Source organism: Rhizobium sp. SYY.PMSO, from assembly GCF_046840415.1.
Taxonomy (GTDB): Bacteria; Pseudomonadota; Alphaproteobacteria; order Rhizobiales; family Rhizobiaceae; genus Rhizobium.
Genome location: NZ_CP177350.1, coordinates 1,160,481 through 1,186,734, shown reverse-complemented (window position 1 = coordinate 1,186,734; position 26,254 = coordinate 1,160,481). Strand labels below are relative to the sequence as shown.

Sequence of the window (26,254 nt, the reverse complement as noted above, 5' to 3'; positions counted from 1 at the left end):
TCATCGTCCTGCTGAACTGCCGCGCGAAACAGCCTGTCGGCGCGGCGCAATTGGCGGTCTAGTCTTAGGAGTGTCGAACGGCGAGATTGCCGATCCGCGGCCAGAGCGGCGTCATCGCTTCGGCAATATCGCGGAACAGCTCGTAGCGGACGCGGTAATCCGTACTGCGGGCGGAATCCGGATAACAGGTCGTGGCGATCTTGCCGACATCGCGAGGATCGCTTTGCGGGCTCGTGTAAATACCGGCGCCGGCGCCCGCGCAAAGCGCAGCCCCCCAGGCGGCAGCCTCATCGGTTTCAGTCACGGTAACAGGCATGCCGAGCACGTCGGCAAACATCTGCACGACGATCGGATTACGCGATACGCCGCCTGCCAACCTCGCCTGATCGAAGGAAAAACCGTCACTTAGCGCGTCAACGTGAATCTTGTGGTTGAAGGCGATTCCTTCGAGGACGGCGCGCAGCATGTCGCCGCGATGGTGCCAGCCGCCGAGCCCGAAGAAGCTGGCGCTTGCATCCGCGCCATAGGGGGAGCCGAACAGATAGGGATGGAACAATGTGCTCGACGGGCGGTTGAAGGCGGCCTCGATTTCGGGGGCCAGCAGGGCGTGAATGGACCGACCCGACGCCTCGGCGCTTGCAATTTCGCTGGCGCAGAGTTTTTCCAGAAACCACTCGTAATTCGCCGATGACGCCGGCGAGATCGACATGTTGTTCCACTGGCCCGGAGCAATGGCATTGCGGCAGAACCAGCGGCCGTCGACACGCGGCTCCGACGAAAGCGTTTCGTTGATCGAATAGGTGCCGGCAATCACGGCGACGATGCCGTCGGCATAGCCGCCGGCCCCAAGCGCGGAAGCGGTGACATCATGCAGGCCGGCGACGACGGGAGTGCCTTTGGCAAGGCCCGTTCGTTGCGCAACCGCCTCGGTCACATAGCCCACAATCTCGTCGGAACGCGAGGCAGGCGGCAAGGCATGGGTCGCCTCCGCCACGCCGAAGAGCTTCAGCGCATCGGGCGAATAGCCCTGGGTCGAAACATCGGTGAAGGACGTGCTTGCTTCGGTCCGGTCCGTTCCGGCGACATCCGTCAGGCAGAAGCGCAGCCAGTCCTTGCAGCTGAGGATGTGGCCGATCCGGGCATAGCGTTCGGGCTCATTGGCCTTGAGCCAGGCGAGCAACGCCGATGGAGCCGAGACGTGCGGCAACTGGCCGGTCAGTTTCAGGGCTTCGTCGGCAAGCGGGCTCTTCAGCCATTGGTTGACGATCGATCCGGCGCGGCTGTCGAGCGACAGGATGGCGCGCCCGAGCGGCTTTTTTGCCTTGTCGAGCAGATAGATGCCGTCGCCATGCGCGGTTGTGGCAATGGCCTGTATGTCGGCGGCGGGGCGGTTGCTGAGCTTGATCGCTTCGGCAATCGCATCTGCGGTCTGCGTCCAGAGCTCGTCCATGTCGCGTTCGACATGGCGGGCCTTCGGCATGAACTGGGTCACGCGGCGGCGCGCGACGGCAAGCGGCGTCCCGTCGATGTCGAAGATGACGGCTTTGGTGACGGTCAAACCGCTGTCAATTCCGAGCAGACTCGGCATTTTCGTTACTCCTGATGGCGAACGATGCAGGGCAGCCCATGTCGGGCCGCCTCAGGATCGCTCCCTGTCGCCCCTGGCGACGACCACATTGATATTCTTGCTCCGCATGCGCTCCAGATGAGCGGCCGGCGTTTTCTCGTCGACGATGACGACATCGAACTCGCTCAGGGATGCGAAGCTATGAAGGGCCCGCCGTTCGAACTTCGTATGATCCGTCAGCAGGATGCGCTTGGCGGCGCTGTCGAACATCGCGCGCTTGATATCGACGATCTCGGGCGACTGATGGAACACGACGTCATCGATGATGGCCGACATCGAAATGAAGGCGACATCGGCGCGCAGACACTTGATTTCGTTGATCGTCATGCGCCCCATGAAGGCGTTGCACCAATTATAGTATTGTCCGCCGAGCGCCAGAAGCGTCACGTCATGCATGTCCTTCAGCGCATTCATCAGCGTGAGTGAATTCGTGATCGCCGTCAGCGGAACCTTGGCAGGCAATTGCGAGGCCATTTGCAGGACGGTGGTGGAGTCGTCGAGGAAAATCGCCTGGCCGGGCTCGATGAACTGCATCGCCGCGGCGGCGATCATCTTCTTTTCGTTCGCCTGGCGATTGGCGCGATACACGTCGCTCGATTCAATCAGGCTGGTGGCGGCGGCGGAAACGATGCCCCGCGTCTTTCGAAACAGGCCGCGGCTGACCAGTTCGTCGACATCGCGATGCGCCGTCATCAGGCTGATGCCGAAACGATCGGTCAAATCCTCGATGCGCATGGAGCCTTCCGCCATCACGGCTTCGGCGATCATCTGCCGTCGGGCGAGCTGGCGGGAATGCCGACTGTCGCTCGGCAATTCGTCTTGCAGGAATGATAAGGAGCTTGTCTTGTCTGTCACGTTGGCCTCTGACGCTGAGCCTTGCGGGGTGTCAACTTGCTGCAGCGAACACTACACTATTGGAAAATAGTATAAAAACAATTCGCTATCAGAATTTCCGAAAGCTCTGTCTGATCTCTGGTCAAGGGCCGCTATTGGAGCAATTCCAGGAAAAGTGCGCAGCGGTTTTCCGTTCGGAATTGCGTAAGAACAAAAGGATGGAGCGTTTTCGCAATTCGAGAAAAAACGGAAAGGCTCTCGCGGCAAAGGATGAGGGCGCCGACGCGCGGCGCCCTCCTTGTCATTACTCGGACAGAACGAACGGAGCCGTGTACTTGTCGACATTGTCCTTGGTGATCAGGATGCAATCGAAAAGCTGCTTTTCGCTCTTGGCGCCGGTCTTGCCGGTCTTGATGAAGCTGTCTGCCTGCTTGACGGCTTCTTCGGAGAAGACGGCGACCGGCTGCAGAACCGTGTACTGGAGCTCGCCGGCCTTGATGGCGGCGACAGCATCCGGCGAACCGTCGAAGCCGCCGACCTTGACGTTGGCGAGCTTGCCGGCTTCCTTGAGAGCGGCAATCGCGCCGAGCGCCATTTCGTCATTGCCGGAGATGACGCCGATAATATCCGGATGAGCCTGCAGGATGGACTGCATCTTGTTGTGGCCCTGGGTACGGTCCCAGTTGGCGACTTCCTTGGCAACCTTCTGGAGGTCCGGGTACTGCGTCAGAACGGTTTCATAGCCGTTCGAACGGGTTGCGGCGTTGTTGTCGGACGGTGCGCCGAAGAGTTCGGCATACTTGCCCTTGTCGCCAACGGCTTCGACCCACTGCTGCGCACCGATGGCGGCGCCCTGGGCGTTGTTGGAGACCAGCTGCGCCTTGGCAAGGCCTTCCTGGTTGATTTCGGCATTGACCAGGAAAACCGGAATGCCGGCGGCAACGGCCTTCTTGACCGCGCCGACGGAGCCATCGGCGTTGGCCGGATCGAGGATGATGGCGACCGACTTGTTGGTGATGGCCGTGTCGATCAGGTTGCTTTCGGTGTTGGTGTCGCCCTTGTGAGCGCCGACCGTTGCCGTGTAGCCGAGCTTTTCGGCCGCCGCCTTGGCGACATTGCCTTCCGTGAGCCAGTAGGGGTTCGACGGATCGTTGACGATGATCGTCATCTGGCCGGCGGCCCATGCTGCTCCTGTCAGAAGCGGTGCGACTGCAACCGCTGCCATGACGATGCGCAAACCTTTTTTGAACATTAGTCTCTCTCCCTTTTTGATGAGCTCAGGTTGATGCCGGCGAACCGGCGGTGCTTTCTCCGATCGGCATTTTCACCGATCGGTGACAAGTTCGAATGTCGCGCGTCAGCTGGACTTGGTCCGGCGCCCGTACTGGATGCTGTTCATGAGCACGGCGAGCACGATGACCGCGCCGGTAAAGACCGTCTGCCAGTAGGCCGACACGCCGATGATGACGAGGCCGTCCGACAGGAAGCCGATGACGAACGCGCCGAGCATGGTGCCGCGCACCGTGCCGCGACCGCCTGTCAGAGCGGCACCGCCGATAACGACCGCGGCGATCGCCGTCAGTTCGTAGGTGGTGCCGGCGGTCGGCCCGGCCGACGTCAGCTGCGAGGACAGGACCAGGCCGGCGATGGCGGCGCAAACGCCCGACAGGACATAGACGATGATCTTGACGCGCTTGACCGGAACGCCGGAAAGATCGGCGGCGCGTTCGTTGCCGCCCGAGGCATAGAGCCAGCGGCCGAAAGCGGTGCGGCTGAGAACCAGGCCGCAGATGACGGCGAGGACGGCAAGCACGATGACGCCGATCGGGATGCCGGCGAGGCGATTGAAGCCGAGCCAGTCGAAGCCGGTATTGCCGAGCTCGGGCCGTCCGCCGAGATTGTTGTAGGTGAGGCCGTTGGTCATCAGCAATGCGATACCGCGGGCGACATAGAGCACGCCGAGCGAGGCGACGAAGGCCGGCACGCGCAGATAGGCGATGAGCACGCCGTTGACGGCGCCGACGACGGCGCCGAGCACACAGGTCAGCACGACCACGGCCCAGACCGGCGGATAAAGAATGACGCCGAAGCTCGAAAGCGTGACGCCCTGCATCAGGAAGCCGGCGATACAGCCGGCGAGGCCGAGGGTCGAGCCGACCGAAAGGTCGATGCCGCCATTGAGGATGACCAGCAGCATGCCGATCGCCAGGATGCCGAAGATCGCGACATGCGAGGCCATCGTCAGGAAGTTGCCGAGCGAGAAGTAATAGGGCGACAGGAAGGAAAAGACCGCGATGATGACGATCAACGCGAAGAAGGCGCGCCCTTCCAGGATCAGCCGCACGAGATTGAAGCTTCGCCGCTGTCCGTTCGAAATTGGCTTTTTATCTGTGATGTTCGTGACTGACATAATCAGTGCTCCATGAATGCGGCTAGTGCGCGACCACTGCTTCGCCGGAGGCGGCCATGATCTTTTCTTTGGTGACGTCGGGACCGAACTCGGCAGAAATCTTGCCGCGGTGCATGACGATGATGCGATGGGCGATACTCAGGCATTCGGCGACTTCCGACGTCGAATAGATCACCGCCAGGCCTTCCTTGGCTCGTTCGGCGAGCAGCTTGAAGACTTCGGCCTTCGCGCCGATGTCGATACCGCGGCTCGGCTCGTCGAGCAGGATCACGCGCGGTTCCGTCGCCAGCATCTTGCCGATGACGACCTTTTGCTGGTTGCCTCCGGAGAGCGACCCGATCGCAGCGTCGCCGCCATCGGTCTTGATGTGAACCTTGCGGATCGACTCGCCGACCAGGGCCCGCTCGCGGCCGCTTGAGGTAAAAAGGCCCTTGGTAAAGGCGCCGATGCTGGCAAGCGACAGGTTCGAGCCGACGGTCATCGTCTGCACGAGGCCGTCGCGCTGCCGGTCTTCCGGCACCAGGACCAGCCCTTGCGCGATGCGGCCGGCAATGCTGAGGCCGCCGACATCGGTATTGCCGAGCAGCACGCGGCCGCCGCTCGATTTCAGGCGCCCGGCCACGCATTCGAGCAATTCGGTGCGGCCGGCACCCATCAGCCCGTAGATGCAGACGATCTCGCCGGCACGGACCTGAAGCGACATGTGGTCGACCGCGTTGTACGCCGCTCCCGACGGGCCGGGAACCGTAAGATTGTCGATCGTCAGCGCCACATCGCCTATCTTGTAGCCGGCCGGCGGGCTGCCGAGGTCGAAGTTGTCGCCGACCATGTTGCGCACGATCCATTCGAGATCGATGTCCTTGCGCTCGGCATAGGCCGTCATGTTGCCGTCGCGCAGCACGACGGCGTGATTGGTGATCTGCAGCGCCTCTTCCAGATGATGCGAGATATAGACGATCGAAACGCCGCGATTCGTCAGGTCGCGGATGACCTTGAAGAGCACTTCGACTTCGCTGGCGCTCAGCGCCGATGTCGGCTCGTCCATGATCAGGATGCGCGAATTGACGGAAAGCGCACGGGCGATCTCGACGATCTGCTGCTGGCCGAGGCGAAGGTCCTCGACCGGCGTGAGCGGATCGATGTGCTCTTCCAGCTCTTCCATCAGCTTGCGGGTCTGGCGTTCCTCCTCGGCGAAATCGACCACGCCGCCCTTCATGATCTCGCGACCCATGAAGATGTTGTCGCGGACGCTAAGGTTGGGCGCCAGGCTCAATTCCTGGTGGATGATCGAAATGCCGCAGGCGCGTGCGTGCGTCGACGAGACAAAGGTAATCGGGTTGCCGTCGAGGATGATTTCTCCCGATGTCGGCTGGATGACGCCGGACAGGATTTTCATCAGCGTCGATTTGCCGGCGCCGTTCTCGCCGAAGAGCGTCGTTACTTCGCCGCGGCGGATGTCGAAATTCACGCCCTTCAGCGCGTGAACGCTGCCATAGGCCTTGGCGACGTTACGAGCGGCGAGAACGACTTCGCCCGTAGTTGCCTCATTTTGCAGGACCTCGCTCATTTCACGTCGACCTTTACCGGGGTGACGAGCCAGTTCTTCGGATTGATGAGCTTGAAGACGCCGACAACCGTTGCCGTCTTGCCGGTCAGTTTCTCCGGATCGAGGCTGCCAAGCGTTGCCTTCTTCATCTCGTTGTTGATGGCGGAACCGGCGTCCTGGTACTCGATCTGATTGGTAAACTGGCCGAATTCGATCGTGCCGGTCGCATCGCGAAGATCGGTGCCGTTGATTGCGGGGCCGGTTTGTACCCGAATGGTGACACCATCCGGCATGCCGTCGACCTTGAATTCGTTGAGATTGGCCTTGCGCTCGCCGAACGTGCCGGTCAGCGATACGGGCAGGACAGGGCCTGTCGTCGTCGCAACGCCGTATTTCGCGCCGGCCGCTTTCTTGTCGGCCAGAACGGCGTTGGCGAGCGTCACCGCATCGACGGCGCGCTTTTCGACATCCGCCTGCACCTTGGGGAATTCCTGGGCGCCATAGCTTTCGGGCTGGAAGCCCTGTTCGCGGACATCGTGCGCCGAGCCTATCCGGACCACCTTGGTATCGGCGGCAATGGCGCCGATCACGATCACCACGGCGGCGATGCCCACAGCGATCTTGAGCTTCGAGCCTGCCGGCTTGGCAGTTGCGTATTGAGCTTGCGTATTCATGTTCAAACGACCTTCGGCATGTTTTGCCGCATTGCCTGATGGAGAAATGGAGAGGATTTCCTCAGACCCGGCTTGGCGGAAATGCGATCCGTGCATCCGGAGCCGCAGATGATCCGTTCGGCCTCGCATCGTGCCGTCGGCGGATAAGGAAATTCAACATCAGGAGCCTCCTCAGCGTGCGGACGACTGTCTCCTCCAGTCGCCCATTCGGATTCACAATCGCCATATCCATGCGAAATTTGTGATATAAGTGTGTTAATAACCGCAATTCATATGTTATAAATTTCTTCACCTGTCAACGACGATTTCATCTTCTCTGGATATCGTCAGCCGCCATGCAAGTCTGGAGCCCATTTTGCATGCCCATTGAAACTTCAATTCGATGGGCGACTGACGAAAATTCCATTGCCAGCATGTGTGCCATCGATTCCATGTGAAAGATTCGGCATAATCATTTGTTATTGAAGCGCAATATACATCACTGCATCGCGCGCTGTCGGCGGCGGCGGCGATTTTTCGTAAGGGGTGACGTCCTTTGCTTCTCTCTTCTCCGCCGTGCTCTCAAGGCTCCTCCTTGCTACGGTCGGGGAATTGACAGCAGCTATTTTATATGAAAAAAATTACAACACCAGAAAAATATTACTGCAACAATGGTATCTCTGTGTTATAAGCGGCGAGCATGATCCATGGGTGGCTGCGGATCTTGTTTCGGGGCTGCTGTGGAATATGTGGCGGCACTGCGGGATGCTTTGGCCCATGCTTAATCGGGATTCAGCTGCTGTGTTGCGTGCGCATTGGCGCGGATTATATGCGCGGTTGCGTGGGGAGGAATGAAGATGTTCGTGATGTATGCCAAGGCCCCTGTTTCATGGTGCGTGATGGCGGAGCCGGCGTGCAATGCCTAAGAGTGACGGGATCATCATCGGGATCGATGCGGGGACCTCGGTTCTGAAGGCTGTCGCCTTCGAATTGTCCGGAAGGCAGATCGCTTCCGCATCGGCGCGCAATCGTTATGAAACCGGTGAAGACGGCTCGGTCACGCAGTCGCTCGGCCAGACCTGGGAAGATTGCGTGAGCGCGCTGCGCGGGCTTGGGGAAAAGGTCGAGGATCTCGCTGTGCGCACGGCGGCAATAGCCGTTACGGGGCAGGGCGACGGCACCTGGCTCGTGGGCTCCGGCAATGCTCCGGTCGACGATGCCTGGCTCTGGCTCGACGCCCGCGCCGCCTCGACCGTGACCCGCCTGAGCGCCGCGGCGGGCAACCGCGCTCGCTTCGAGGCGACCGGCACCGGTCTCAACACCTGCCAGCAAGGCGCGCAGCTTGCCCATATGGATCGCTTCATGCCCGAGCTTCTCGATCGGGCGGAGACGGCGCTGCACTGCAAGGACTGGCTTTACCTGAACCTTACCGGCGTGCGCGCGACCGATCCGTCGGAGGCAAGTTTCACTTTCGGCAATTTCCGCAACCGCCAATATGACCCTGTCGTCATCGACGCCCTCGGCCTTGCACGCCGGCGTTCGCTGCTGCCGGAGATCATCGACGGCACCGAAATCAGCCATCCCTTGACGGATGCCGCGGCCACGGCCGCCGGCCTGCTTGCGGGGACGCCGGTCTGCCTCGGATATGTCGATATGGTCATGACCGCACTTGGCGCCGGCGTACGCACCGGCGGCCGCAACGCCGCCTGCTCGACGATCGGCTCGACAGGCGTGCACATGCGCGCCAAGGCGGTATCCGACGTCCAGCTCAACGACGAAGGCACCGGATATGTCATCGCCCTGCCGATTCCCGGCATCGTCACGCAGGTCCAGACCAATATGGGCGCGACGATCAACATTGACTGGATCCTGCGGATCGCGGCGGATCTGATGTCCGCGGGCGGCAGCCAGGTTTCCTATTCGGATCTCATCCCGCGCATCGACGCCTGGTTCGCCGAAGCGCGTCCGACGAACCTTCTTTATCATCCCTATATTTCCGAAGCCGGCGAGCGCGGCCCCTTCGTCAATGCGCATGCGCGTGCCGGCTTTACCGGACTTTCCACGCGGCATGGCTTTACCGACATGTTGCGGGCCGTGGTCGAAGGGCTCGGCATGGCGACGCGCGATTGCTACGCTGCCATGGGCGATATGCCGTCGGAATTGCGCATAACCGGAGGTGCGGCTCGGTCGCGTGCGCTGCGCGGCTCGCTATCGGCCGCCGTGAAGGCACCGGTGCGGATTTCGGACCGCGAAGAGGCCGGTGCTGCCGGTGTCGCGATGATGGCGGCAGTCGCCATCGGCGCCTATCGGGATATGGACAGCTGCATTGCAGATTGGGTGACGCCGCTGCTCGGCGAGGCAGAGGGGCCGGACCCGGAAAATGCCGAGCGCTACGACCGCCTGTTCGACGCCTACAAGGACGTGCGGCAGGCGATCGCTCCGGCCTGGGACAAACTGGCCCGGCACTAGCCGCCATTGCCGGCTGATGAGCGAGCGCCGCCTGAAGATTGATTTGATGATGCCATGGGCATCCGAGGGAGCATGACATGATGGAACCGGAAATCTTTGACCTTTTCGTGATCGGCGGAGGCATCAATGGTGCCGGCATCGCCCGCGATGCTGCCGGCCGGGGCCTTTCGGTGATGATGTGCGAGAAAGGCGATCTCGCGGAGGGAACATCCTCGCGTTCCGGCAAGCTGGTGCATGGCGGCCTGCGCTATCTCGAATATTACGAATTCCGTCTGGTGCGCGAAGCCCTGATCGAGCGCGAGGTTCTGCTGAATTCGGCAAGCCACATCATCTGGCCGATGCGCTTCGTGCTGCCGCACAGCCCGACGGATCGTCCCGCCTGGCTGGTGCGCCTCGGCCTCTTCCTTTACGATCATCTCGGCGGCCGCAAGAAACTGCCGGGCACGCGTTCGCTGGATCTCAATCGCGACCCGGAAGGGGCGCCGATCCTCGATCAATATTCGAGGGGATTTGAATATTCCGACTGTTGGGTTGACGATGCCCGGCTCGTCGTTCTCAACGCTCTCGACGCTTCCGCCAAGGGCGCGCAGATCCTGACGCGCACGGCTTGCGTCAGCGCCCGCCGCGATCAGGGGAGCTGGGTCGTGCAGATGCGCAATCAGCGCTCCGGCGAGGTGCGCACCGTGCGCGCTCGCGTGCTGGTGAATGCCGCAGGCCCTTGGGTCAACGATATCATCGGCCGCATCGTCGGCTCGAACAGCCGGCGCAGCGTCCGGCTCGTCAAGGGCAGCCACATCATCGTTCCAAAATTCTGGAGCGGTCAGCAGGCCTATCTGATCCAGAACCATGACAAGCGCGTGATCTTCATCAACCCATATGAAGGCGACAAGGCGCTGATCGGAACGACCGACATTCCCTACGAAGGCAAGCCGGAAGAGGTGGCGGCCGACGAGAAGGAGATCGATTATCTGATCACGGCGGTCAATCGCTATTTCAAGGAAAAGCTGCGCCGCTCCGACGTGCTCGAAAGCTTCTCCGGCGTTCGCCCGCTGTTCGACGACGGCAAGGGCAACCCTTCGGCGGTGACGCGCGACTATGTCTTCGATCTCGACGAGACAGGCGGCGTGCCGCTCCTGAGCGTGTTCGGCGGCAAGATCACGACGTTCCGCAAGCTGTCCGAGCACGCGATGCAGCGGCTCGCAAAATTCTTCCCGAAGATGGGCGGCGACTGGACGGGAGAAGCCGTCTTACCGGGCGGAGAGATCCCGAATGCCGATTATGTCGCCTTTGCCGATACGCTGCGTACGGCATATCCCTGGATGCCGCGGGAACTCGTCAACCACTACGGCCATCTCTACGGCGCGCGCACCGGGCAGATCGTCGGTAGCGCCACTTCGCTTGCAGAGCTTGGGCGACATTTTGGCGGCAATCTCTATGAGGCCGAAGTCCGCTATCTGGCCGCGTCGGAATGGGCGCAGACGGCCGAAGACGTGCTGAAGCGTCGCACCAAGGAGGGCCTGCGCATGACGGCGGAAGAGAAGGCGGCTTTCTCTGCCTGGTTCGATGCCGAACTGGCACTTGCCGCCTGAACCAACAGACCTTGCCGGGAGACAACCATGCCCTTGACGCTTTCACTCAACACCAACCCACTGGTGAACCGATTTGCCGAGCCGGACGATCTGATCGAAACCGTGGCGCGCGATCTGCGCATCCGTGACCTGCAACTCACACACGAGTTCATCAATCCGAGCTGGCAGGCTCCGGTCATCCGCCGCCTGACGCGCGATATGCGGGCGGCATTGACGCGCACCGGCGTTCGCGTGACCTCCGGCATGACCGGCCCCTACGGTCGCCTCAATCATTTCGGCCATCCGGACAAGGATGTCCGGCGCTATTATGTCGACTGGTTCAAGACCTTTGCCGATATCACCGCCGACCTCGGCGGTCATTCCGTCGGCACGCAATTCGCGATCTTCACCTACAAGGACTATGACGATCCGGTCCGGCGCGAGGAGCTGATCGATATCGCGATCGATTGCTGGGGCGAGGTGGCCGAGCATGCGCGGGCGGCCGGTCTTTCCCACATATTCTGGGAGCCGATGAGCATCGGCCGCGAATTCGGCGAGACCATCCATGCATGCATGACCCTGCAGGACAGGCTGACCAAGGCTCCATTCGCCATACCGATGTGGATGATGGCCGATATCGATCATGGCGATGTCACTTCGTCCAACCCCGACGACTACGATCCTTATGCCTGGGCGCGTGCCGTGCCGAAGGTTTCTCCGATCATCCACATCAAGCAGAGCCTGATGGACAAGGGTGGACATCGCCCTTTCACGGCGGAGTTCAATGCCAAGGGGCGCATCCAGCCCGAGCCGTTGCTGAAGGCCTTCGCCGAAGGCGGCGCCAAGGACAATGAAATCTGCCTGGAACTTTCGTTCAAGGAGCGCGATCCCAATGATCGCCAGGTCATCTCGCAGATTGCCGAAAGTGTAGCCTTCTGGGCGCCTCATATCGACACCGGTGTCGGCGACTTGCATATCTAGCCACTGGAACGCCGCCGATTCTCTGCAAGGGCATCCCGAGCGGCAAAGAAGCAGCGGCGCTCGGATTCGGTGTCCGGACAAAAGCAGGCGAGGGGCCATGAGTGACGAAATGAAAGGGAGCGGACGATGACGGATGCGGATGCTTCGCTCGCCGTGCGGGCGGCCTGGCTTCATTATGCGGGCGGCCTGACGCAGTCCGAAGTGGCAAAGCGTCTCGGCGTTCCCTCGGTAAAGGCCCATCGGCTGATCGCGCGCGCCGTCGCCGAGGGCGTCGTGAAGGTGACGATCGACGGCGATATTGTCGAATGCGTCGAGCTCGAAACACAGCTCGCGGCACGCTTCGGCCTGCAATATTGCGAAGTTGCGCCCGATCTTGGCGAGGAGGGCTTCGAATTCCGCGCACTCGGGCAGGCGGGCGCCGGCTTTCTGCGGCGTGAGATCGAGAGCGGCAACAGCAGGGTCATCGGCCTCGGCCACGGCCGAACGCTTTCCTCCGCCGTCCATCACCTGTCTCGCGTCAGCGCCAAGAACCTGCGCTTCGTCTCGCTGCTCGGCGGCCTGACGAGAAACTATGCGGCAAACCCGTACGACGTGATGCATCGCATTGCCGAAAAGACCGGAATGCAGTCGCATGTGATGCCGGTGCCTTTCTTCGCCAACACGCGGGAAGATCGCGACGTGCTGCTTGCGCAGCGCGGCGTGAAAGAGGTCTTTGACCTTGCAAACGGCGCCGACCTCAAGTTCGTCGGTCTCGGAACGGTCGACACCGACGCGCAGCTCGTTCTGTCGGGAATGGTCGAGCCGAAGGAAATCAAGGAGATCACCGCGGCCGGAGGCGTTGGCGAAATTCTCGGTCATTTCTTCGATGCGGATGGCAACATGCTTGAGACGACGCTGACGGCACGCACGCTTTCGGCCTCGCTGCCGCGCAACAGGGGCGAGAGGTTGGTGGCGCTTTCGGGCGGGTTGCCGAAAGTCGGGGCGATCCGCGCGGTTCTCAAGAGTCGCTGTCTGTACGGGCTGATTACGGACGAGAAAACGGCGCGGGCATTGTTGAACGATTGAGCTTGGGCTATCGGAGAGAAACACAAGAATAGCACAACTTAACAATGAAAATGTTGAATTGTGAGATTTTTGTGTTATATTCTCCCTGTGTCCTTTCAGGCCAATGGCCGGAGTGCAAGGTGAAACGGGAAGAGCGCCAGCAATCGATCATCAATCTGCTTGTCGAGCACAAGACCGTCGATCTCGACGATCTGGCCGACCGCTTCACCGTGTCCAAGATGACGATCCATCGCGATCTCGACGATCTCGAGCAGGCCGGCGTGCTGCGCAAGGTTCGCGGCGGCGCGACCATCGATGCCGGCACGCAGTTCGAGAGCGATTTCCGTTTCCGCGAACGGCAGGGCCATGACGAGAAGCTTGCCATGGCTCGCTTGGCGCTGGAGCTGGTCGAGCCTGGCATGACGGTCATGATCAATGACGGTTCCATGGCCGCCGTTCTCGGCGAGATGCTGCTGCAGAAGCGTCCGCTGACGCTGATAACCAACAACGCCGCGATCATAGACCGCATGAAGAGCGAAAGCGGCATCACGCTGATTGCGCTCGGCGGCGTCTATTCCGCCAAGTTCAACGCCTTTCTGGGCGTGGTGACGGAGGAGGCGCTGTCGCGGCTGCGGGCCGATATCGCGTTCCTGTCGACGCCGGCCGTTTCCGGCCGGCTTGCCTATCACATGGACGACGACGTCGTGCGCACGAAGCGCGCGATGATTGCATCCGCCACCCGAACCTGCCTGCTCGTCAACCACAATCGCATTGGGCATACAGCCCTGCATGTGATGGCCGACCTCACCGATTTCGATGCCGTAATCACCGATCACGCGCCGGATGACGCCGTTATCGAGCAATTCCGCCGGGACGGCATCGCCCTTACCATTGCCTCGAACCAGGATATGACATGACAGATAAGCCTCGCTATTGGATCGGCACGAGCTGGAAGATGAACAAGACGCTGGCGGAGGCGCGCGCCTTTGCCGAAGCCTTGCATGCCGCCGATGCTCTTCGGGATGCCCGCATCCAACGTTTCATCATTCCGCCGTTTACTGCGGTGCGCGAAGTCAAGTCGATCCTTTCCGACAGCTCCGTCAAGGTCGGCGCTCAGAATATGCACTGGGCGGATCAGGGCGCCTGGACAGGCGAGATTTCGCCGCTGATGCTCAAGGATTGCGGTCTCGATATCGTCGAGCTTGGCCATTCGGAGCGTCGCGAGCATTTCGGCGAGACCAACGAGACTGTGGGTCTGAAGACCGAGGCGGCCGTCCGTCACGGCTTGATCCCGCTCATCTGCATCGGCGAGACGCTGGAAGATCGCGAAAGCGGCCGTGCGACGGAAATCCTGGGCGAGCAGGTCACGGGCGCGCTTTCCAAGCTTTCCGCTGCGCAGAAGCAGGCCGAAATTCTGCTGGCCTATGAGCCGGTCTGGGCGATCGGCGAAAAGGGGATTCCGGCCGAACCTTCCTATGCCGATGCGCGCCAAGCCGAGATCATTGCGGTCGCGCAACAGGTGCTCGGCCGAAAAATTCCGTGCCTCTACGGCGGATCGGTCAATCCGCAAAACTGCGAAGAACTCATTTCCTGCCCGAACGTAGACGGGCTTTTCATCGGCCGCTCGGCCTGGAACGTCGAAGGTTATCTCGACATCCTCGCCAAGTGCGCCGCCAAACTCTGAGGAGAAAATATCATGAAGCTTGCAATTGCTGGAGACAGCGCCGGCGAAGGCCTCGCCAAGGTTCTCGCCGACCATCTGAAGGATCGTTTCGACGTGAGCGAAGTATCGCGCACGCAACAAGGCGCGGACCCGTTTTACGCCAATCTTGCCGACCGCGTCGCTTCCGGCGTCATCGACGGCACCTATGACAAGGCGATCCTCGTATGCGGCACCGGCATCGGCGTCTGCATCTCGGCCAACAAGGTTCCGGGCATTCGCGCGGCCTTGACCCATGACACCTATTCGGCGGAGCGCGCCGCGCTGTCGAACAACGCCCAGATCATCACCATGGGCGCGCGTGTCATCGGCACCGAACTCGCTAAGGCCATCGCCGATGCCTTCCTGGCACAGACCTTCGACGAAAACGGCCGCTCGGCCGGCAACGTCAAGGCGATCAACGAGGTCGACGCGAAGTATAACGTGCGCTGAAACCTGTCCTCCCAAGACGCGGAAAGCCCGGCCGATTCTTTCGATCGACCGGGCTTTTCTGCATCTGTGCACTTGTTGGCGCGTGCCGGATGGCGTGCCGACCACCCTAGAATCGATAGGTGATACCGGCGCCGACCAGCCAGGGATCGAGTTTCGCCTTTCCGCTGACATTGGCGCCGCCGACCGTCGCATCGAAATCAGGGCGCAGGAAAATCTTCTTCACATCGAGGTTGGCGCCCCAATGCTGGTCGAACATGTAGTCGAAGCCCGCCTGCAGCGCGACGCCGAACGTATTCTTAACATCGAGGCTTTCCGCGCTCTTGCCGGACTGGTTGTAGAAGACCGTGTAGTTTACGCCCGCGCCGATATAGGGCTTGAAGGCGCCGAAATCGGTGAAATGATATTGCAGCGTCAAGGTCGGCGGCAGCAGCCAGGTCTTGCCCACTTCGCCGAGCCCCGCAATCGAGCCTTTGCCGTAGATCTTCGAAGACGTCGTGCCGAGGATCAGTTCCGCGGCGATGTTGTCGGTAAAGAAGTAGGAGACATCGAATTCCGGGATGACCGAATTGGATGACGATAGGCCCGATCCGGCAATCCCGTCCACGCGACCGGAATCGTTGGTGATCACGCCGAGCGCACGCAAGCGGATCTGCCAGGGGCTCTGCGTGGTCGGCGCATCGGCGGGAGCCGCCGGCGCGGTCGTCGCTGCGAGGTCCGCTGCAGCCGCCGCGCCGCATCCGGCAATCACCAGGCCTGTGGCGATAGCCCCGACGATGATCCAGTTTCCGCTCATTGTGTCAGCCCTTTCCATGACGAATATTTTCGCTATGAATCAATCTATTGGGGCCTCGGTCGTGGCGGTTTGAGCTAGATCAAAGACGTGATGATTTATCGGCGGAGCCCCTTTTCCCGCATGTCTACGGCCGATGCCGGACAGGACGACGGCATTTCAGGTTCGCATCATCAATGCTTCAGCGCTTTGTCAGACGGCATTGCTAAAGCACGGCCGTATTCTGCTGGACGACCACATTGGCGCGCAAGATCGCAATCATCGTTGGCAATGGAAAACTGGAGCGCAATGTCTCGGGGATCGTGGACGGCGCGCAATTCGTCATGCGTTTCAATGAGCCGAATCTTGCCGGCGGCATGAGCGGAGAGCGCACCGACATGGTCATGCTGGCCGCATCGAGCAAGGTCCTGTACCGGCGGCTGATCGCCCCCGGATTCGTGGACAATGCGGCGCTGAAGGCGGCAAAGGTACTGATGCTCGCCTATCATCCCGATATCATCCGCAAATATCACCCGCGGCCCAATATCTTCCAGCGGCTGCAAGGCAGAAGGGCCGATTGGACGATGGAGGCGATCGACGTGATGGGCCGCGCCGGCAAGGAGATCCGCATCATGCCGCCGCAGACCTACAACGACGGCTGCAGCGAGCTTCATATTGCTGGGTCCCAAATGCGCAAGGTCTTCCCGAGCACCGGCTTCCTCGGCATCTGCTATACGCTCGCAAACTTTCCCGCCTCCGAATGGGACGTCAAGCTATGCGGCTTCAGCTGGGAAGGATGGAAGCGGCACGACTGGCAAAACGAGCATGCCTGGGTCAGGAACAAGATCGCCTCCGACCGCATCAGCCTGCTCGCCTGAACCGGAATGGTCTCGGCCGCAAAAGCCGCGTCCGTCCGTCTGCAGCTACTGTGCCGCGAGCAACGCGCGCAGCTCCGGCAGGCGGTCGTTCACCAGCCAGCCGTAATAATTCTCTTCCGGCAGCTTCTTCCCGCCGGCGGCATCTGCCGCCTGCCGCAAGGCAAGCGCTCGCCGGCGCGGTTGCCCGACATTGTAGAGCGTCGCCGTCAGGCCGGGATTGTCGGTAATGTCGAATCCCTGGGCGCGATAGGCGTCGATGGCGTCCTTTACGATCGCGGCGATATAGATCACGCTTCGATCGGGATCCATGATGTCACGATAGATTGCCTGCGGGTCGTCGACGGACAGTTTCGGCAGGCCGCTGGTGACGTGCACGAGATCGGTGACTTCGAGCGCCGTCAGCGGGCTGATCTGGCCGAGACCAAAAGTCTGCCCCGCGAAGAATGGCTGGAAGAAGGCACGCTGGAACGTCATATTCTCATAGGTGACGCCATCGACGATCCTGCCGCGAAAACTTTTGTCCCAGGTTTCGTCGCGACATTCCCACAATTCCGCGCTGCCCGTGAAGCTGTCGCAATGGGCGAATTCGGGCCTCTTGACGAAGGACTGAACGGTTACGTCCTTGTAGCTGAACCTGAAATCGGACTGCGAATAGGCGAGGGCCTTGACGTAGTAGGATTTCACCCTGTTCACGATCGTAATGTTGTAGGTATGTTCGCCGACAAGGGCGCCGACGATGTGGATGGGATCGATCTGATAGGCCTGCGCGGCCTTCCTGATCGACGCCATCAAGTCCTTGTCGTCACGGAGCACCCCGACGATTTTCTGGTATTTTTCCTCATACGTCGTGTTGAATGCCTTGGCCCGCAGCGCCGAGGTGTTGGGTATGGGAGGCTGAACGCTGTTGCGGTTGCCCGCAGGCACGCGCACGAGCTCGTGCCCGATGCAGGCATTGGCCAGAGCAAGAATAATGAGCAGGCCAAGTGCCGGAATCCTCGACAGGGATGTTCGCATTCGCAAAATAACCTTCAAAACTGTTCCCTGGCGCAAGGACGATCTTCATACGCGATCGGTATGCGAAGGCAAGGACGCGTGCTTCTGCCGCCGCGCGAATCACAATAAACTTTGCCGAAGGCGGCTGCCGGCCGAAAGCGCGCAATGATATTGCTGAGAGCAGTTGCAGGCTTGCCGCTCTGGTTTTCAGGAGGCTGCCGGTGAAACATCTCGTGATGGCAGGAAGTATTCTGCTTGCGGCCGCGCCGGGCGAGGCGATTCCGACGATGGCCGACGTCCCCGAACTTGCCAGGGCGGCCGTCGCCCGGCGGATGGATGTGCCGGCCTCTGCAATCCATATCCTGAGCGCAAGGCCCAGCGAGCGCATGCCCGGCTTCGTCGTCTGCGGACGGGTGGATGGCTCAAGGAGCGACACGGACGGCAATATCGCCGGCGGCCAGCGCTTCTTCGTCGTCATCCCGGGGGATTTCGCTATCCTGGATCAGGATGGCAAGAGCCTCGTCGATACCTATTGGTCCGCCAATCATTGCGAGTGAGCGGCCAATGCCTTGCTGATCATGGCGAGCTCTTCGGGCGTGCGCCCTGATTCAAGCCGGACCCAGTTGTCCGGATTGTCGGCGGTCTGGCGCTTGATGAAGGTATAGCCTGTCGCATCCCAGGTTTTGATCGCGTCGGTCAGATTGTCCAGGATCAGATCGCCGTCGTTTGTGCGGACCATCAGTACCAGATGCCCTTCATTGTGCGTGTCTAGGACAACCGTCAACAGCAGCGCCGAATGCGGCCAGCCGGCTTCCACCAGCAGCTTCTTCTTCAGCAGAACATAATCATTGCAGTTGCCGGCGCCGTCGTCGGGATAGGTCCACCAGTTGATGATGCCGAGCTTGTAGATGCCGTAGTGGTCGTTATCGCCGATGCCCTGGATCTCGTGATTGACCAGGCTGTCGATCTGCTGCAGCTGCGCCCTGTGTTGGCTGTCGAGGGCGACAGTTTCGTCGCTCTTCTGGCCGGAGGCGCATTCGGCCGGCTGAGCCTTGCAGAAGCCGGTCCAGCCGACAGGCGCGCTTGCATCGGCCACGGCGCGGGCGAATTGATGCGGTCGCGCGGCATTGGCATTCGCCGTGGGTTTGGCGGTCGTGGTCGTCGAAAACGACAGACCCGCAAAGAAGAGAACGCTTGCAGCGACTAGGAATGCACGCATACTTGGCTCCATGAACTGCGCTCATGAAATCCGATGCGGTCAAATTTATTCGAAAGAAGATTATTCGCATTTTAGCGAACCGCCGCTTGGCTGCCGGCCGGCATTCCACCGGTCTCCGAGCTTATGATTTCCGAATGGCTGCGAAACTGGCTCGGAATGAAAAAGATACGTCATTTCATCGACATATCGCACTGGCGTAAGGGCATGGCGCGTGTTTATGATTTGTTTGTCTTAAATTGCGAAGCCTTGCCGCAGAGCGGCGAGGAGATGAGCAGGAAAACATTTCGGGAGGCACCATGATCGACGATATTCTCGACCGGATGACGCTTGAGGAGCAGGTTTCGCTGCTGTCCGGGGCCGATTTCTGGACCACCGTGCCGATCGAGCGCCTCGGCGTTCCCAAGATCAAGGTCACGGATGGTCCGAACGGCGCGCGCGGCGCGGGTTCGCTGGTTGCCGGTGTCGATGCCGCCTGCTTTCCTGTCGCGATCGCACTCGGAGCGACGTGGAATCCCGCCCTCGTCGAGCGTATGGGCGCGGCGCTTGCCGGCCAGGCCAAGAGCAAGGGAGCATCTGTACTATTGGCGCCGACGGTCAACATTCACCGCTCCGGCCTGAACGGGCGCAATTTCGAGTGCTATTCGGAAGACCCGGTGCTGACGGCCGAGCTCGCCGTCGCTTATATCCAGGGCGTGCAAAGCCGGGGCATCGCCGCAACGATCAAGCACTTCGCCGGCAATGAATCGGAGATCGAGCGCCAGACGATGTCGTCCGACATCGGCGAGCGGGCGCTTCGCGAAATCTACCTGTTGCCCTTCGAACAGGCCGTGAAGAAGGCGGGCGTGATGGCGGTCATGTCCTCCTACAACCGGCTCAACGGAACTTACACGAGCGAGCATCCGTGGTTGCTGACCAAGGTTCTTCGAGAGGAATGGGGTTTTGACGGCATCGTCATGTCGGACTGGTTCGGCTCTCATTCGACGGCAGCCACCGTCAATGCCGGGCTCGATCTGGAAATGCCCGGCCCGACGCGTGACCGCGGCGAGAAGCTTGTGGCGGCGGTCCGCAACGGCGAGGTGGAGCCGGCGACCGTGCGGGCCGCCGCTCGCCGCATTCTGGCGTTGCTCGAACGCGTCGGCGCATTCGAGAAAGCGCCGGACCTGAGCGAACATGCGCTGGATCTGCCGGAGGACCGTACGCTGATCCGTCAACTCGGGGCGGAAGGCGCGGTACTTCTGAAAAACGACGGCATCCTGCCGTTGAAAAAGGCAGGACTCGGCCATCTGGCGGTTATCGGGCCGAATGCGGCCGAAGCCCGCGTCATGGGGGGAGGCAGCGCCCAGATTGCCGCTCACTACAGGATCAGTCCGTTGGAGGGGATCCGTCAGGCCCTGTCGAATGCCAACAGCATTCATTATGCCGCCGGTTGCCGCAACAACCGGCTGATCAATGTCTTTTCCGGCGAAATGCGCGTGGAATACTTCAAGGGCCGCGATCTTGCCGGTACCGCGACAGTCACTGAAACGGCAAACAAGGGCGAATTCTTCTGGTTCGATCTGCCATCCTCTCAGCTCGATCCGAACGATTTCTCCGCCCGCATGACAGCCTTCTACGTTCCGGCGGAAAGCGGCGAGCATGTATTCGGAATGACCAATGCGGGTCTTGCCAAGCTCTTTGTCGACGGCAAGCTCGTCGTGAATGGTTACGACGGATGGGCGCGGGGCGACAACTATTTCGGCACGGCCAATGTCGAACAGCGGCAAGGTATCCATCTGGAAGCGGGGCAGCGCTACCAGGTGGTGGTCGAGTATTGCTCGTCGGCGACGAGCGAAGAGGGGATCAACCTGACGGCGGTGCGCTTCGGCGTGGAGAAGCCTCTCGGCGAAGATGCCATGCTGGATGCCATCGAGAAGGCGGAGAATGCCGATGTCGTTCTGCTCTTCGTCGGTCGTGACGGCGAATGGGACACGGAAGGTCTCGATCTTCCCGACATGCGCCTGCCCGGCCGGCAAGAAGAACTGATAGAGCGCGTGACGGCGGTCAACGCCAATGTCGTCGTCGTGTTGCAGACAGGAGGGCCGGTCGAAATGCCGTGGCTCGGCAAGGTTCGGGCGGTATTGCAGATGTGGTATCCCGGCCAGGAGCTGGGACATGCCGTTGCCGATGTGCTCTTCGGCGATGTCGAGCCCGGCGGCCGCCTGCCGCAGACCTTCCCGAAGCGCCTTTCGGACAATTCCGCCATGATCGGCGATCCCCACGTCTACCCAGGCAAGGACGGGCATGTACGCTACGACGAAGGTGTCTTCGTCGGATACCGTCACCACGATACGCGCGGTATCGAACCCTTGTTCCCCTTCGGCTTCGGTCTCGGTTACACCCGCTTTTCCTGGGGCGAGGCAAAGGCGTCGGCGGAGCAGATGGGGGCCGAGGGGATTACCGTTGCCATCGATATCACCAATAGCGGCGAGAGGACGGGGTCGGAACTTGTGCAGCTCTACGTGCGGCCGCTCGCACCCACGGTCGCACGGCCCGAAAAGGAGCTGCGCGCCTTTGCCAAGCTTCGGCTGGCGCCCGGCGAAACGGGAACGGCTTTTCTGGTCGTGCGGCATCGCGATCTCAGCTATTTCGACGAGCAGACGAAAACGTTCCGTGCTGCGGCCGGTCGTTACGAGCTGCTTCTGGCAGCCAATGCTTCGGACATCCGCTCGAGAGTGGCGATCGACCTTGCAAGCGACTGGAGCGGCGAGACCTCCGATCGGTCGATCTGATTGCTTGGCCGGCACCGGCAATAAGGTTGAGACCGCAATTCAGGGCAAGGGCGCTTCTCACGATGTCGCCCCGCCTGGAGCCGACGGCCACTGCTTTCATGGGCAGATATCAAAAACGAGCAAAAGACGTATCGCGCGAAGCTGCGGATAGTTGTTCTTGCCAATCGTGACCCGAGCTTGCCGTCTCCGCTTTCTTAAGAGGAAAGCTGTTCACAGTGCGACCGTGCTTCATCTTCCGGCAAAAGGCGCGGGCGAGGTTTCGTTCGTCAATTTGCCGGGCATCCGAATATATATGCCGGCCTTCGTAACTTTCTCCCCAATATCCATAATATAAAATGGAGTCGTGTCTCTTACGAGAATTTCAATATTTATGCGTAAATATGTTTCCAGAGTATATTACGAAGTAATAATACGTTCGGCGTGTGAATGATCACGAAATACAACCATAGTTATATGAAGAGTTTGCTCGTGAAGAGATTCAGGAACTGTTCGCAGCCGTTTGATGTATTGCGCAGGCTTTCGCGAAAGCTGCTGACGGACAGGTCCGGCAATTTTGCAATGACGACTGCTCTGGTCGCCGTTCCTCTGATCGCGGTGGGGGGGCTGGCGCTGGATGTGACTAACGCAATGCTGGTCAAGACAGAATTGCAAAATGCCGCCGATGCGGCTGCCGTCGGGGCAATCGCGGATTCATCCCCGGCCGTTGCAGCCGCCATGGCCATGACGAAGGACGGTACTGTCGCTATAGGGCAGGACGACGCCAACAAGCTCTTTCTGGGTCAGGCATCGAGCGATCTTCAAAACATCCCGGTCACCGTCAATGCGGCAGTCACGCGCAGTGGAAACATCGTCTCGTCGACCGTCAATTTTTCGGCGAATGTACCGACCTCGCTCAGTCAGATCATCGGCAAGACATCCATTCCCGTCAGCGGTTCGGCCTCGGCGCAATATCAGACGGCGACCTTCATGGATTTCTACATGCTGCTGGACAATACGCCTTCTATGGGAGTCGGTGCGACGACAACCGATATACAGACGATGGTATCCCATACGTCCGACAGCTGCGCTTTTGCATGCCATAATCTCGATACGACCAACAACTACTACAATCTGGCCAAGAATCTGGGAGTGACGACGCGTATCGACGTCGTTCGACAGGCCACGCAGAAGCTTACCGATACGGCTGCGGCAAATCGGGTGACATCCGATCAATATCGCATGGCCGTCTATACGTTCGGCACGCAAGCGGAGAAGGCCGGCCTTACCGCCGTATCGCCGCTCCTGTCCGATATGACAAAGGTCAAGAGTGCGACAAGCGCCGTGGACCTGATGACGATCCCTTATCAAGGCTATAACAACGATCAGACGACCAGCTTCGATACGATGCTGACGCAACTCGCACCGATCATCGGGACGGGTGGGGGTGGCACGACCAGCACCGATCGTCAGAAGATTCTTTTCCTCGTTACCGACGGTGTCGGCGACAGTTATAAGCCGAATACCTGCACCAAGCCGACAACCAGCGGCCGCTGTCAGGAACCGCTCGATATCTCCTTCTGTCAGCCGCTGAAGAACCAGAACGTCAAGATCGCCATCCTTTACACGACCTATCTGCCTCTGCCGACAAACGGCTGGTACAATCAATGGATCGCGCCGTTCCAGTCGCAGATCGGAACCGATCTGCAGAATTGCGCTTCGCCCGGTCTCTACTTTGAAGTGAGCCCGACGGAGGGTATCTCCGACGCAATGAACGCCCTGTTCCTGAAGGTTATCCGCACTCCGCGCATTACCAGCTAAAGGGCGTGTCCACGCCATGGCGTCGCTGGATGGCCGGGCCGGGGCCGCCGACCGGCACCGGCGTCATTGCCGTGCAGCTTTTACGGAATTGCTCCAGATCACCGTTTCCGGCTCTGGGCATCGTCTTTCGCGGCGTCTGCCGCTGCTGGCGTGGCGTCGACGTCGAAGATATTGCCGAGCGTTTTCAGAATCTGCTGAACGCCGGGATGATCGCACGTATAGTATCTGAATTGTGCCTGACGGCGGACCTTGACGATTCCCGAGTGATGCAGGCGGGTCAGATGCTGGCTCAGGGCCGATTGAGATATCCCAAGCTTCTTGGCCAGACTGTTTACATCCTCTTCGCGGCCGGACAGATGAATGCAGACCTCCAGTCGCTTGGGGTTCGAGAGCTGGCTGAGAAGATCCGCGTGGTAGATGAGACGCTCATCTTCTACGGTCTGGTCTGATGAGTACATGGCGCGGCCGATCGTTGCTGGTTAGATTTGGAGCCCCGGCGTTGCGTGATAATAAACGCAAAAATTGCAGAACTATGGTCTGAATCATCGCACGATATTGCGTCTTCAAGGAGCAAGCGGACCTCCCGTTCAGGCCAATCGCAGCCGATCGACCTTTGCGTAGCCGGTAACTAGGGTCCTATTGTAATTTTGGAATATGTCCCACCATGGGTTTTGCAATTATTCTGTAACAAAATCGAACGAACTGCCTTGGTTTTGTCCGTCTTTTGACATCCCCTTGCAAATTAAGCCGTCTATCTTCTGCTCGAACGAACAGGAGGTAACCATGACCCATAGGGACTTGACGATCGCCGAAGTTCTGAAAGATCCGCTGATCCGCCAGGTCATGCGGGCGGATCAAATTTCCGTAACCGGAATGGCAAACCTGCTGCAGGATGCCGCGCGCAGGCAGGGGCTTGCCTCGTCCGCCCATCTGGCGCCGATTGCCCATGCGGCCGCGCGCGCCGTGCCGCAAGCCGATTTACGTTGATATCGTTTGCACCGCAACGACGGCAATTGCCACGCAATGAGCAATTGTCGTCGTCTTGCGGCCCGTTTTCAGATTCCGCCGTCGCGCAGCAACTGCCCGGCCGTCAGAGTGCGCCGCTTCGATTGAGCGAAATCGAATAGACGCTGGTGGTTGCCGTCATGAACAGCTTGTGCTTGCCGCGGCCGCCGAAGCAGAGGTTGGAGACGGTTTCAGGCACAAGGATCTTGCCCATCAGATGCCCGTCGGGAGCGATGCAATGCACGCCGTCGGCCGCAGACGACCAGAGATTGCCGTCACTGTCGAGGCGCATGCCATCAGCGCAGCCCGGCGAAATCGCGTGAAACACATTGCCGCCGGACAGCCGCCAGCCCTCGCCGACATCGAAGACGCGGATATGTTGCGGATCGCTGCCATGGATGCGGCCGGTGTCGGCGACATAGAGCTTTTTCTCGTCGGGGCTGAAGGCGAGGCCGTTCGGGCAATTGAAGTCGGTCAGCACGGCCGAGATCGCGCCGGATGGATCGACACGGTAGACATTGCAAGGCAGTTCCTGCTCGCTTTTATGCCCTTCATAATCCGTCGCGATGCCATAATGGGGATCACTGAACCAGATGGCGCCGTCCGAAGTCACGACGACGTCGTTGGGCGAGTTCAGGCGCTTGCCCTGATAGCTGTCCGCAATGACCGTGATCGATCCGTCATATTCCGTGCGTGTGACGCGTCTGCCGCCGTGTTCGCAGCTGACGAGCCGGCCTTGCCGATCGCGCGTGTGGCCATTTGAAAAATTCGAAGGCTCGCGAAAGATGCTGACGCCGATGCCCGGTATCCAGCGCATGATGCGGTTGTTGGGGATATCCGAAAAGAGCAGGCAATTCAGATCGCCGAACCAGACAGGCCCTTCCACCCAGTCGAACCCCGAGGCGATCTGCTTGACGGGCGCATTGCCAAGAACGAATTTTCCAAAGGCCGGGTCCATGATCTCGAAGAACGACATTGTAACAATACCTCCCATAAAGTTAGATCGCAGGATCGATCCGCTATCGATAACCCACTCACACGAGTCCGCAAGTTGCGAGGATACTGCATGAGCCATGTTCTGACGTCGAGTGTCTTGAGCGACGAGGGGGTGATGACATTGCTGGCCGCCGCAATCTCCGCCGCCACCGGAATGGGGCAGCCGCAATGCATCGTTGTCGTGGATCAGTCCGGAGTGACGCTGGGCTCTTTCCGCATGCGCGGCTCGCGGTTCCAGTCGCTGAAAAGCGCGCTTGCCAAGGCACAAACGGCCGCTTCCATCGGCGCGCCGAGCAACTCCCTGCCGGACCATGCGAGATTGCCGCTGGCAGTCGCTACGCATGGCGGGATGACGGGATTGCGTGGCGGCTTGCCGATCCGCGTCGCCGGCACGCTTGTCGGCGGTATCGGCGTGGGATCGGGTTCCGGCGAACAGGACGAGCAGGTGGCACGGGCAGCCCTCAAAGCGATCGGCGCCGACCTCGAATAGAGGATGCCTTGCGTGAAATCCACCCAACTCCACGGCTGGAAGATTTCACGCAAGC

Annotated in this window: 24 protein-coding genes; 13 read left to right on the top strand and 11 right to left on the bottom strand. The window is 60.4% G+C overall.

Translation table 11 applies throughout. The annotated features are described in order from the left end of the window. Window positions 1-64: 64 nt before the first annotated feature. The 6 genes from ACJJVH_RS23810 to ACJJVH_RS23785 form a co-directional block, all read right to left on the bottom strand. Window positions 65-1,588, bottom strand: coding sequence for an FGGY-family carbohydrate kinase (locus tag ACJJVH_RS23810; protein ID WP_412065319.1), 1,524 nt, complete (start codon window positions 1,586-1,588; stop codon window positions 65-67). A gap of 51 nt (window positions 1,589-1,639) precedes the next feature. Beyond that, complete coding sequence (locus ACJJVH_RS23805; RefSeq protein WP_412066212.1) at window positions 1,640-2,395, bottom strand: DeoR/GlpR family DNA-binding transcription regulator; 756 nt, start codon at window positions 2,393-2,395, stop codon at window positions 1,640-1,642. Between the two features lie 370 nt (window positions 2,396-2,765). Then, entirely contained in the window at window positions 2,766-3,713 is a 948-nt protein-coding gene (locus ACJJVH_RS23800; RefSeq protein WP_162749304.1) for a D-ribose ABC transporter substrate-binding protein, read from the bottom strand. Between the two features lie 105 nt (window positions 3,714-3,818). Continuing rightward, window positions 3,819-4,871, bottom strand: coding sequence for an ABC transporter permease (locus ACJJVH_RS23795; RefSeq protein ID WP_412065318.1), 1,053 nt, complete (start codon window positions 4,869-4,871; stop codon window positions 3,819-3,821). 22 nt (window positions 4,872-4,893) lie between these two features. Next, the gene (locus tag ACJJVH_RS23790) at window positions 4,894-6,438 is read right to left on the bottom strand and encodes a sugar ABC transporter ATP-binding protein (protein WP_412065317.1); all 1,545 of its coding nucleotides are present in this window, start codon (window positions 6,436-6,438) and stop codon (window positions 4,894-4,896) included. Then, window positions 6,435-7,091, bottom strand: a complete 657-nt coding sequence (locus ACJJVH_RS23785; RefSeq protein WP_113385107.1) for a DUF2291 domain-containing protein — start codon at window positions 7,089-7,091, stop codon at window positions 6,435-6,437. Before ACJJVH_RS23785 ends, ACJJVH_RS23790 begins: the two co-directional genes overlap by 4 nt. An 897-nt stretch (window positions 7,092-7,988) precedes the next feature. Between ACJJVH_RS23785 and ACJJVH_RS23780 the strand changes: the two genes are divergently transcribed. The 7 genes from ACJJVH_RS23780 to ACJJVH_RS23750 all read left to right on the top strand — a co-directional run bounded on the left by ACJJVH_RS23780 (window position 7,989) and on the right by ACJJVH_RS23750 (window position 15,284). Beyond that, the gene (locus ACJJVH_RS23780) at window positions 7,989-9,539 is read left to right on the top strand and encodes an FGGY-family carbohydrate kinase (protein WP_412065316.1); all 1,551 of its coding nucleotides are present in this window, start codon (window positions 7,989-7,991) and stop codon (window positions 9,537-9,539) included. A gap of 77 nt (window positions 9,540-9,616) precedes the next feature. Next, window positions 9,617-11,128 carry a glycerol-3-phosphate dehydrogenase gene (locus ACJJVH_RS23775; protein WP_112801988.1) on the top strand — a complete coding sequence of 504 codons (1,512 nt, stop codon included), beginning with the start codon at window positions 9,617-9,619 and terminating at the stop codon, window positions 11,126-11,128. 27 nt (window positions 11,129-11,155) lie between these two features. Next, window positions 11,156-12,088 (top strand): sugar phosphate isomerase/epimerase family protein, encoded by a 933-nt coding sequence (locus tag ACJJVH_RS23770; RefSeq protein ID WP_412065315.1) that lies wholly within the window; start codon window positions 11,156-11,158, stop codon window positions 12,086-12,088. A 126-nt stretch (window positions 12,089-12,214) separates the two neighbouring features. Next, on the top strand, window positions 12,215-13,153 hold the full coding sequence (locus tag ACJJVH_RS23765) for a sugar-binding transcriptional regulator (protein WP_112801984.1): 939 nt from the start codon (window positions 12,215-12,217) through the stop codon (window positions 13,151-13,153). 119 nt (window positions 13,154-13,272) lie between these two features. Further along, window positions 13,273-14,049 carry a DeoR/GlpR family DNA-binding transcription regulator gene (locus ACJJVH_RS23760; RefSeq protein ID WP_112801982.1) on the top strand — a complete coding sequence of 259 codons (777 nt, stop codon included), beginning with the start codon at window positions 13,273-13,275 and terminating at the stop codon, window positions 14,047-14,049. Continuing rightward, window positions 14,046-14,816, top strand: a complete 771-nt coding sequence (locus ACJJVH_RS23755) for a triose-phosphate isomerase (RefSeq protein ID WP_412065314.1) — start codon at window positions 14,046-14,048, stop codon at window positions 14,814-14,816. The genes ACJJVH_RS23760 and ACJJVH_RS23755 overlap by 4 nt, the downstream gene beginning before the upstream one ends. Before the next feature lie 12 nt (window positions 14,817-14,828). Beyond that, on the top strand, window positions 14,829-15,284 hold the full coding sequence (locus tag ACJJVH_RS23750; RefSeq protein WP_412065313.1) for an RpiB/LacA/LacB family sugar-phosphate isomerase: 456 nt from the start codon (window positions 14,829-14,831) through the stop codon (window positions 15,282-15,284). Between the two features lie 106 nt (window positions 15,285-15,390). Here the strand turns inward: ACJJVH_RS23750 and ACJJVH_RS23745 are convergent, their stop codons facing one another. After that, window positions 15,391-16,077 carry an OmpW/AlkL family protein gene (locus ACJJVH_RS23745; RefSeq protein ID WP_113385065.1) on the bottom strand — a complete coding sequence of 229 codons (687 nt, stop codon included), beginning with the start codon at window positions 16,075-16,077 and terminating at the stop codon, window positions 15,391-15,393. Window positions 16,078-16,313: 236 nt separating this feature from the next. Between ACJJVH_RS23745 and ACJJVH_RS23740 the strand changes: the two genes are divergently transcribed. Beyond that, window positions 16,314-16,931 (top strand): hypothetical protein, encoded by a 618-nt coding sequence (locus ACJJVH_RS23740; protein WP_113393511.1) that lies wholly within the window; start codon window positions 16,314-16,316, stop codon window positions 16,929-16,931. Between the two features lie 45 nt (window positions 16,932-16,976). Here ACJJVH_RS23740 and ACJJVH_RS23735 read toward each other — a convergent pair whose 3' ends face one another. After that, window positions 16,977-17,945: a DUF1402 family protein gene (locus ACJJVH_RS23735; RefSeq protein WP_113436853.1), complete on the bottom strand. Its 969-nt coding sequence runs from the start codon at window positions 17,943-17,945 to the stop codon at window positions 16,977-16,979. A gap of 200 nt (window positions 17,946-18,145) precedes the next feature. Between ACJJVH_RS23735 and ACJJVH_RS23730 the strand changes: the two genes are divergently transcribed. Further along, on the top strand, window positions 18,146-18,481 hold the full coding sequence (locus ACJJVH_RS23730) for a hypothetical protein (RefSeq protein ID WP_113360321.1): 336 nt from the start codon (window positions 18,146-18,148) through the stop codon (window positions 18,479-18,481). Here ACJJVH_RS23730 and ACJJVH_RS23725 read toward each other — a convergent pair. Beyond that, a complete protein-coding gene (locus ACJJVH_RS23725) occupies window positions 18,469-19,143 on the bottom strand; it encodes a transglutaminase-like cysteine peptidase (RefSeq protein ID WP_412065312.1) in 675 nt (224 codons plus the stop codon). The two genes, ACJJVH_RS23730 and ACJJVH_RS23725, sit on opposite strands and share 13 nt — an antisense overlap. A 296-nt stretch (window positions 19,144-19,439) precedes the next feature. Between ACJJVH_RS23725 and ACJJVH_RS23720 the strand changes: the two genes are divergently transcribed. Together ACJJVH_RS23720 and ACJJVH_RS23715 are read left to right on the top strand one after the other, a co-directional pair. Then, window positions 19,440-21,911, top strand: coding sequence for a glycoside hydrolase family 3 C-terminal domain-containing protein (locus ACJJVH_RS23720; protein ID WP_412065311.1), 2,472 nt, complete (start codon window positions 19,440-19,442; stop codon window positions 21,909-21,911). A gap of 558 nt (window positions 21,912-22,469) precedes the next feature. Beyond that, window positions 22,470-23,708, top strand: a complete 1,239-nt coding sequence (locus ACJJVH_RS23715) for a pilus assembly protein TadG-related protein (protein WP_412065310.1) — start codon at window positions 22,470-22,472, stop codon at window positions 23,706-23,708. 98 nt (window positions 23,709-23,806) lie between these two features. Here ACJJVH_RS23715 and nrcR read toward each other — a convergent pair whose 3' ends face one another. Next, on the bottom strand, window positions 23,807-24,166 hold the full coding sequence (nrcR, locus tag ACJJVH_RS23710; RefSeq protein ID WP_412065309.1) for a transcriptional regulator NrcR: 360 nt from the start codon (window positions 24,164-24,166) through the stop codon (window positions 23,807-23,809). Between the two features lie 325 nt (window positions 24,167-24,491). Between nrcR and ACJJVH_RS23705 the strand changes: the two genes are divergently transcribed. Continuing rightward, window positions 24,492-24,695: a hypothetical protein gene (locus ACJJVH_RS23705; protein ID WP_113360327.1), complete on the top strand. Its 204-nt coding sequence runs from the start codon at window positions 24,492-24,494 to the stop codon at window positions 24,693-24,695. A gap of 103 nt (window positions 24,696-24,798) precedes the next feature. Here the strand turns inward: ACJJVH_RS23705 and ACJJVH_RS23700 are convergent, their stop codons facing one another. Continuing rightward, the gene (locus ACJJVH_RS23700; protein ID WP_112801962.1) at window positions 24,799-25,689 is read right to left on the bottom strand and encodes an SMP-30/gluconolactonase/LRE family protein; all 891 of its coding nucleotides are present in this window, start codon (window positions 25,687-25,689) and stop codon (window positions 24,799-24,801) included. A 90-nt stretch (window positions 25,690-25,779) separates the two neighbouring features. On the opposite strand from ACJJVH_RS23700, the gene ACJJVH_RS23695 reads away from it, so the two are divergent. Next, complete coding sequence (locus ACJJVH_RS23695) at window positions 25,780-26,199, top strand: heme-binding protein (protein WP_112801960.1); 420 nt, start codon at window positions 25,780-25,782, stop codon at window positions 26,197-26,199. The last annotated feature ends 55 nt before the right edge of the window (window positions 26,200-26,254 follow it).

Excerpts from the sequence above, each read along its gene's own strand:
- ACJJVH_RS23810 (WP_412065319.1), bottom strand. The coding sequence starts at position 1,588 with ATGCCGAGTCTGCTCGGAATTGACAGCGGTTTGACCGTCACCAAAGCC.
- ACJJVH_RS23805 (WP_412066212.1), bottom strand. The coding sequence starts at position 2,395 with ATGATCGCCGAAGCCGTGATGGCGGAAGGCTCCATGCGCATCGAGGAT.
- ACJJVH_RS23800 (WP_162749304.1), bottom strand. The coding sequence starts at position 3,713 with ATGTTCAAAAAAGGTTTGCGCATCGTCATGGCAGCGGTTGCAGTCGCA.
- ACJJVH_RS23795 (WP_412065318.1), bottom strand. The coding sequence starts at position 4,871 with ATGTCAGTCACGAACATCACAGATAAAAAGCCAATTTCGAACGGACAG.
- ACJJVH_RS23790 (WP_412065317.1), bottom strand. The coding sequence starts at position 6,438 with ATGAGCGAGGTCCTGCAAAATGAGGCAACTACGGGCGAAGTCGTTCTC.
- ACJJVH_RS23785 (WP_113385107.1), bottom strand. The coding sequence starts at position 7,091 with ATGAATACGCAAGCTCAATACGCAACTGCCAAGCCGGCAGGCTCGAAG.
- ACJJVH_RS23780 (WP_412065316.1), top strand. The coding sequence starts at position 7,989 with ATGCCTAAGAGTGACGGGATCATCATCGGGATCGATGCGGGGACCTCG.
- ACJJVH_RS23775 (WP_112801988.1), top strand. The coding sequence starts at position 9,617 with ATGATGGAACCGGAAATCTTTGACCTTTTCGTGATCGGCGGAGGCATC.
- ACJJVH_RS23770 (WP_412065315.1), top strand. The coding sequence starts at position 11,156 with ATGCCCTTGACGCTTTCACTCAACACCAACCCACTGGTGAACCGATTT.
- ACJJVH_RS23765 (WP_112801984.1), top strand. The coding sequence starts at position 12,215 with ATGACGGATGCGGATGCTTCGCTCGCCGTGCGGGCGGCCTGGCTTCAT.
- ACJJVH_RS23755 (WP_412065314.1), top strand. The coding sequence starts at position 14,046 with ATGACAGATAAGCCTCGCTATTGGATCGGCACGAGCTGGAAGATGAAC.
- ACJJVH_RS23750 (WP_412065313.1), top strand. The coding sequence starts at position 14,829 with ATGAAGCTTGCAATTGCTGGAGACAGCGCCGGCGAAGGCCTCGCCAAG.
- ACJJVH_RS23745 (WP_113385065.1), bottom strand. The coding sequence starts at position 16,077 with ATGAGCGGAAACTGGATCATCGTCGGGGCTATCGCCACAGGCCTGGTG.
- ACJJVH_RS23735 (WP_113436853.1), bottom strand. The coding sequence starts at position 17,945 with ATGCGAACATCCCTGTCGAGGATTCCGGCACTTGGCCTGCTCATTATT.
- ACJJVH_RS23725 (WP_412065312.1), bottom strand. The coding sequence starts at position 19,143 with ATGCGTGCATTCCTAGTCGCTGCAAGCGTTCTCTTCTTTGCGGGTCTG.
- ACJJVH_RS23720 (WP_412065311.1), top strand. The coding sequence starts at position 19,440 with ATGATCGACGATATTCTCGACCGGATGACGCTTGAGGAGCAGGTTTCG.
- ACJJVH_RS23715 (WP_412065310.1), top strand. The coding sequence starts at position 22,470 with ATGACGACTGCTCTGGTCGCCGTTCCTCTGATCGCGGTGGGGGGGCTG.
- nrcR (WP_412065309.1), bottom strand. The coding sequence starts at position 24,166 with ATGTACTCATCAGACCAGACCGTAGAAGATGAGCGTCTCATCTACCAC.
- ACJJVH_RS23705 (WP_113360327.1), top strand. The coding sequence starts at position 24,492 with ATGACCCATAGGGACTTGACGATCGCCGAAGTTCTGAAAGATCCGCTG.
- ACJJVH_RS23700 (WP_112801962.1), bottom strand. The coding sequence starts at position 25,689 with ATGTCGTTCTTCGAGATCATGGACCCGGCCTTTGGAAAATTCGTTCTT.
- ACJJVH_RS23695 (WP_112801960.1), top strand. The coding sequence starts at position 25,780 with ATGAGCCATGTTCTGACGTCGAGTGTCTTGAGCGACGAGGGGGTGATG.